The following is a 6747-nucleotide window of genomic DNA, read 5'->3' as shown; positions in this document are numbered from 1 at the left end:
CTCCCGCCACCGCGTGCGGATCCTCCTGGGCGACACCGTCCTCGCCGACGTGAGCCCGTCCGACGCGGGCGCCTGGCGCGTGCTGGAGACCAGCCACCCGCCGACGTACTACGTCGCGCGCAGCGCCCTGGACACCGCGTGGCTGCGTCCCGGGCAGGGTCGGAGCTGGTGCGAGTGGAAGGGGCAGGCGTCCTACGTGGACGTCGTGTCGCCGGACGGGCGGCTCCTGGTGGAGCAGGCGGCCTGGTCCTACGCCGATCCGACGCCCGGCTTCGAGGCGATCACCGACGCGCTGGCGTTCTACCCCGGCAAGGTGCGCTGCGAGGTGGGCGGTGAGGTGGTCCGCGCCCAGGCGGGCGGGTTCTACGGCGGCTGGATCACCGACGAGGTCGTCGGTCCGTTCAAGGGCGAGCCGGGCACGACGGGCTGGTGAGCCGCCGGGCGCTCGCACGCCGTGGACGTGCGGGCCGTCAGGAGGCGAGCTCCAGCCCCTCGGGCAGCCCGGACGCGGCGGCGGCGCGCACCTGGGCCAGGTAGTCGGCGACGGCCCGCGGCTGCACGAGGACGGTGCGGCACACGACGCGGCCGTCGAGGTCCCAGCCGACGGCCACGGCCGGCACCGGGACGCCGGCCGCGGTCAGGCCGGCGGCGAGGCCCGCGGTCAGCGGGCCACCGGCCGGCAGGGCCAGCGCCTCCTCGCGGCCGGAGGAGTCCAGGGTGCGCCACCAGGCGTCGATCGCTCGTTGTCCACTCACACCTTCAACATCGGCGGCGGGTCGCGGGGATCGAACGTCGGGTCGCCCGGGTGGACCACGCCCGGCACCCGCGCGGCGGAGGCGCTCACGCACCGTCGACGACGCCGGGTGCGCGCTGGGCCGCCCGCGTCACCCTCGCGGCGCGCCCGGGTGTCGGCGCCGCGGCGTAGCGTCGCGGGCATGAGCATGGAATCGGTCGCCTGGGGATCCATGTACAGCGCCATGACGGCGCAGCACCGGCGCCCGTTCTCCCGCGAGACCGTCACGCGGGTCCTGGACCTGGCGCGCCAGCGCCGCGGGGCGCTGGGCGCCTTCATCGCCCTCAGCGTCGTCAGCGCCGTGCTCGGTGTGGCGACCCCGGTCCTCGCCGGCCGGGTGATCGACGCGATGACGGCGTCGGACTCCGGTCTCGTCGTCCGCCTCGCGCTGCTGATCGCCGTGGTCGCCGTGGCCGACGCCGGGCTGGGGCTGCTGGTGCGGTGGCTGTCCTCGACGATCGGGGAGAACCTCATCCTCGACCTGCGCACCGCGGTGTTCGACCACGTGCAGCGCATGCCGATCGCGTTCTTCACCCGGACCCGCACGGGCGCGCTGGTCAGCCGCCTGAACTCCGACGTGCTGGGCGCGCAGCGCGCCTTCAGCGGCACCCTGTCGGGGGTCGTGAGCAACCTCGTCGCCGTCGTCCTGACGGGCGTCGTCATGATCGGCATCTCCTGGCAGATCACCGTGCTGGCGCTCGTGCTGCTGCCCGTCTTCGTGCTCCCCGCCCGGCGGATGGGCCGCCGCCTGGCCCAGCTGTCGCGCGACGCCGCGGCCTACAACGCCACCATGACCAACCAGTCGACCGAGCGCTTCTCCGCGCCCGGCGCCACCCTGGTCAAGCTGTTCGGCCGCCCCGAGGAGGAGTCGGCCGCGTTCGCCGCGGCGGCCCGCCGGGTGCGCGACATCGGCATCCGCAGCGCCATGCTGCAGTCGGTGTTCGTCACCGCGCTCACGCTCGTCTCCGCGCTCGCCCTGGCCCTGGTCTACGGCGTCGGCGGCCTGGCCGCGGTCGCGGGCACGCTGGACACGGGGCAGATCGTCTCCCTCGCCCTGCTGCTGACCCGCCTGTACGCGCCGCTCACCGCGCTGGCCGGGGCCCGCGTGGACCTCATGAGCGCCCTGGTGAGCTTCGAGCGCGTCTTCGAGGTCCTCGACCTGGTGCCCCTCGTGCGCGAGCGCGACGGGGCGCGCGCCCTGCCGGCGGGCCCCGTGGCCGTGGAGTTCGACCACGTCACCTTCGCCTACCCGGCCGCGACGGACGTGTCCCTCGCCTCCCTGGAGGAGGTCGCCACCCTGGACACCCGCGGCGGGGTCGAGGTCATCCACGACCTGAGCTTCCGCGTGGAGCCGGGGCAGGTCGTCGCGCTCGTCGGGTCCTCGGGCGCGGGGAAGTCCACCATCGCCAACCTGCTCGCGCGCCTGTACGACGTCACCGGCGGCGCGGTCCGCCTCGGCGGCACCGACGTCCGCGACCTCACGGCCGCCTCGATCCGGGCCACGGTCGGCGTGGTCACCCAGGACGGGCACATGTTCCACGAGTCGCTGCGCTCGAACCTGCGGCTGGCCCGCCCGGGGGCCGGCGACGAGGAGATCGTCGACGCCCTGCGCCGCGCGCGCCTCGGGGACGTCCTGGCCGCGCTGCCCGACGGGCTGGACACCGTCGTGGGCGAGCGCGGGTACCGCTTCTCGGGCGGGGAGCGCCAGCGGCTGACCATCGCGCGCCTGCTGCTGGCCCAGCCCCGCGTCGTCGTCCTCGACGAGGCCACCGCGAGCCTGGACTCCTCCTCGGAGGCCGCCGTGCAGGCCGCGCTGGACGAGGCGCTCGAGGGTCGCACCGCCATCGTCATCGCCCACCGGCTGTCGACGATCCGCTCGGCGGACCAGATCCTCGTCGTCGAGGCCGGCCGCATCGCCGAGCGCGGCACGCACGAGGAGCTGCTGCGCGCCGGCGGCCGCTACGCCGAGCTGCACCGCACGCAGTTCGCGACGGCGGACTGAGCGCGGGGGAGCCGGGACACCGCGGCCGTGGACGCCGGCACCGCCCTGCTCGCGGGAGCGGCCCTGCACGCGGGGTTCCAGGCCGTCGTGACGGGCGTCGTCTACCCGGCGCTGGCCGACGCGGGCCGCACCTCGCCCACGACGTGGGCCGCCGTGCACGCCGCGCACTCCCGGCGCACCGGGGCCGTGGTCGCGCCCGTCTACCTCGTCGTGCTCGGCACCTGGGCGTGGGTCTTCGCCGCCGCGCTCGCCGCGGGATCGCCGCTGCCGCCGTGGCTCGTGGTCTCGGGGGCCGGCAGCGCCGTCGCGGGGCTCACGACGGCCCTCGTCGCGGCGCCCACCCACGTCCGCCTCGGCCGGGCGGGGCCGGCACCGGGGCTGCTGCGCCGCCTGCTGCGGGCCGACCGCGTGCGCTGCGCCGGAGCCCTGGTCGGCCTGCTGGGCGCCGTCCTGGCCGGCTGACCCGCCCGTCCCCGCGCGGCGGCGAGGGGACCGCACGTCGGTACCCGCCACCCCGGGCCGGACGCGGCACGGCCCCGGCGGGAGGAGGACCTCCGGCCGGGGCCGCGGTGAGCGGGGCGAGTCAGCCGCGGGAGTCGCCGCCGTCCTGGTCGGCCACGAAGGAGGCCACCCACGACAGCGACGAGTTCCAGTTCACCGTGATCTCGTTCGTCGACCACGAGCCGATGTCGTCGACGTAGCAGAACTGCGCCGCGCACCCGTCCGGGAACAGCGGGGCCGTGACCGGGTCACCGCTCGCGACGGTCGTCGAGTTCGGCCCGCCGGCGACCGTGCCCGCGGGCGGGTTCGGCAGCGACGGGTCGAGCTGGTGGGCGTACATCCGCGAGTGCTGGTTCTCCGCGTCGACGTCGCCGTAGCCGGTGACGTAGGAGAGGTTCAGCGCGTTGCGGCCGAGCAGGTAGTCCATGGTCCGGACCACCCCGTCGCGGTAGGCGGCGTCCCCGCTGAGGTCGTAGGCGGTGCCGAGGACCTGCGCGTTGTTGAGGATGCCGTTGTTCGACCCCCACGAGTAGCTCCCGCCCTCGGGGGCGTAGGCCTGCCCGAAGGGCTGCGCGGCCTGGTCGGCGAGGTAGCGGTCGGCGGCGGCGAGCACCGACTGCTGCACCCGGCGCAGCTCCGCCCGGTTCAGGCGGCTGGGGACGGTGGCCAGGTCCATCCGGGCCAGCGGCGCCACGGTGCCCCACGAGAACCCGCCCGCGGAGAACACGTCGGCGGTGTGCACCGGCGAGCTCAGCACGTCCCGGCGGAACTGCGGCTCCCCGGTGGTGAGGTACAGCTCCGCGGCCGCCCAGTAGAACTCGTCGGACACCTCGCGGTCGTCGTAGGGGCCGCTGCCCGGGTTCGGGTCCACCGCGGCGTCGGGAGCCGGGGCGAAGACGGCCGGGTTCGCCTGCGCCGCAGCGTAGGCGGTGCGGGCCGCGGCCAGCAGCCGGTCGGAGAACGCCCGGTCGTGGGGCGCGAACAGGCGTGCGCCCTGCGCGGCGGTCGCGGCCACGTTCAGGGTGGCGGCCGTCGAGGGCCGGTACAGCACGCGCCGCTGCGGGTCGGCGGCCGGGTCCAGGGGCAGACCGGTCCAGTCGACGTCGGCCACCTTGTGGAAGACCATGCCCGACATCGGGCGGCCCGGCTGCACCTGCATCTTCAGGAACCACTCGAGCTCCCAGCGCGCCTCGTCGAGGACGTCGGGGACGCGGTTGCCCGCCTCGGGGATGCGCAGGGTGCCGTCGCCGAGGGCGCGACGGTCCGCCGTCTCCGCGTGCAGCGAGCGCTCGTGCTCCTGCAGCAGCTGGGCGACCGCGATGCCGCCGTTGACGACGTACTTGCCGTGGTCGCCGGCGTCGTACCAGCCGCCCGTGACGTCGCTGGTGTACGCGCACGTCCACGGTTCGTCGCCCTGCGCCACGAGGAGCAGCTGCGAGTCGTCGTCGAGGTCCTGGCACGGCACCGCGGTGTCGCCCTGGTTGGGCGCGACGCCCACGTGACCGGCGGCGCGGCCGTACCCGGGCGCGAGGTCGTCGGAGATCGGGGTGCCGCTGCGGTTGGTGTAGAAGAACGTCTTCGCCTCCCGCCGCAGCCGCTCGTACGCCGCGTCGCCGACGTCGAAGGGGTGGCTCGTCTCGCCGTCGGCCGTCAGCGTGTACCCGGTGCCGACGCCGCTGAACCAGCTGAAGTCCACGGAGTGCACGTTCAGCCCGGCGCTCGGGTCCACGCCCCGCGGCGTGGTCGTGCCCGTCGCGACGACCGTGCCGCGGGCGTCCGCCAGCCGCCACGGCAGTGCCGTCGTGGCGTCGGTCACCAGGGTGGCGCCCTTGGGCCCGTCGGGCAGGTACGCCTCCTGGTTGACGCGGACGCGCGGGCCCGTCTCGGGCTGGTACGCGGGCCGTTCGGCCCCGCCCTCCAGGACGACGTCGTCGACGCACAGCGTGTAGGCGACCGGGTTGACGATGTCCTGCTGGAACGCGAGCTGCGCGGCCGGGTAGTCGCGGTCCGCCGTGAAGAAGTGCTCCTGGCCGGCGAACTCGGCGCCGAAGGCGGGCTTCACCGCGGGCAGGAACTGCTGGTAGCCCACGTCGGCCCCGCCCTGGACGACGACGCGGACGGGGCCCTGCGTCGCGGGGGTGGAGCGGGCGCGGAAGCTCAGCCGGTAGGTCTCGCCGGCGACCAGCGGGACCTCCTGCTGGATGGCGGCGCTGTAGGGGGCGCTGCCCGCGGGCACGGTCGTGCAGCCCGCTCCGTCCTGCACCGAGGGCGCGGGGTAGATGGTCCACCCGGTGGTGCCCTGGCCGAAGCTGCCGTTGGTGACCTGGTCGGCGGCCTGCGCCGCGGACGGCGCGAGGACGAGGCTGGTGGGGACGAGCAGTGCGGTGGCCAGGGTGATCGCGCGGGCGCGGCGCGTCCGCTCAGGGGTCGGCGGCACGTGGTTCCTCCTCGTTGAGAGCGCTCTCTGTGCGCTGGGGCAAGCGTCGCCCGACCGTCCACCGTCTGTCAATGCCGATGCACAGCCGGTTCCGAGCCAGTTCCCGGGCCAGACCGTCCCGCCGCGGGGTCAGCCGACCAGCGGCAGCGCCTCCAGCACGCGCCCCCAGCCGCCGAGCCGGCCCACCGCGTGCCGTGCGAGCAGGAAGCCGCCGATGCCCATGCCCCAGCCCAGCGCCGAGTCCCCGTGCCGCGCCGTCCACGCCTCGAGCCGCCGCAGCGCGGGGGTCACGCGGTCGGCCAGCACCGTCCGCGCGGCGAGCAGCACCAGCGCCGGCGCGACCATGACCAGGCAGTACCCGACGAGGGCGGCCCCCGTCGCGGGCGCGGGCCAGTCCGCCGCGCCCAGGATCCCCAGCGCGGCCAGGTACGGGACCATCGTGGCGAGCTCGACGACCACGGCCGTGCCCGCCAGGACGGCGGTCCCGCCCCCCGACAGCCGGTCGGCGCGGGCCAGCCACTCCGTCGTGCGGTCCGGACGGCCCTGCCGGCGCCGGCGGCCGGAGTCGACGCCGAAGCTGAGCGCGAACAGCGCCACCCCCACGACCAGCTGCATCCACGGCACCACCGGCGCGGCGCCCACCGCCCGCCACAGCGAGGTGCCGACCGCGAGCAGGACAGCCCCCGCCGCGGCGTAGCAGCCCGCCACCACGGCGAGGTGCAGCAGCACCCGCCGCACGGGGGAGGGACCGGGCCGCAGCAGCGTCGCCACCGGCAGCACCAGCGTCCCGATGCTCGAGGAGTCCAGCAGGGCCAGGACGACCAGCGCGACGGCCGCGTCCAGGGGGTGCGAGAGGTCCATGCGCCCACCGTCGCCGCGAGCGGGGCCGGCGTCGTCCGCCACCCGGGCCGCGTCGCTGCGCCGCGGCGTACTCCGGGTGGACGATGCGGTGTGCGCCACGACCCGGTGAGGTGGTCCCCGTGACCCTCGTCCCCGCCCGGCCCCGTCCCCCCG

General features: G+C 76.0%; 6 protein-coding genes. 3 read left to right on the top strand and 3 right to left on the bottom strand.

Annotated features, from left to right (window positions below):
• The coding region (locus GTR02_RS18355) for a DUF427 domain-containing protein (RefSeq protein WP_166608929.1) at window positions 1-433 on the top strand (433 nt) is incomplete at its 5' end.
• 37 nt (window positions 434-470) lie between these two features.
• On the opposite strand, the gene GTR02_RS18350 is transcribed toward GTR02_RS18355, so the two are convergent.
• Window positions 471-755, bottom strand: a complete 285-nt coding sequence (locus GTR02_RS18350) for a hypothetical protein (protein ID WP_166608928.1) — start codon at window positions 753-755, stop codon at window positions 471-473.
• 180 nt (window positions 756-935) lie between these two features.
• On the opposite strand from GTR02_RS18350, the gene GTR02_RS18345 reads away from it, so the two are divergent.
• Together GTR02_RS18345 and GTR02_RS18340 are read left to right on the top strand one after the other, a co-directional pair.
• Window positions 936-2795 carry an ABC transporter ATP-binding protein gene (locus GTR02_RS18345; RefSeq protein ID WP_166608927.1) on the top strand — a complete coding sequence of 620 codons (1860 nt, stop codon included), beginning with the start codon at window positions 936-938 and terminating at the stop codon, window positions 2793-2795.
• Between the two features lie 27 nt (window positions 2796-2822).
• A complete protein-coding gene (locus GTR02_RS18340; protein WP_166608926.1) occupies window positions 2823-3257 on the top strand; it encodes a hypothetical protein in 435 nt (144 codons plus the stop codon).
• Window positions 3258-3378: 121 nt separating this feature from the next.
• Here GTR02_RS18340 and GTR02_RS18335 read toward each other — a convergent pair whose 3' ends face one another.
• Both GTR02_RS18335 and GTR02_RS18330 read right to left on the bottom strand, forming a co-directional pair.
• Window positions 3379-5733, bottom strand: coding sequence for a glycoside hydrolase family 9 protein (locus GTR02_RS18335; protein ID WP_338073911.1), 2355 nt, complete (start codon window positions 5731-5733; stop codon window positions 3379-3381).
• A 129-nt stretch (window positions 5734-5862) separates the two neighbouring features.
• Window positions 5863-6594, bottom strand: a complete 732-nt coding sequence (locus GTR02_RS18330; RefSeq protein ID WP_166608925.1) for a GAP family protein — start codon at window positions 6592-6594, stop codon at window positions 5863-5865.
• Between the last annotated feature and the right edge of the window lie 153 nt (window positions 6595-6747).

Source organism: Kineococcus siccus (assembly GCF_009906795.1).
GTDB lineage: Bacteria > Actinomycetota > Actinomycetes > Actinomycetales > Kineococcaceae > Kineococcus > Kineococcus siccus.
This window is presented reverse-complemented; position numbering and strand designations above follow the sequence as displayed.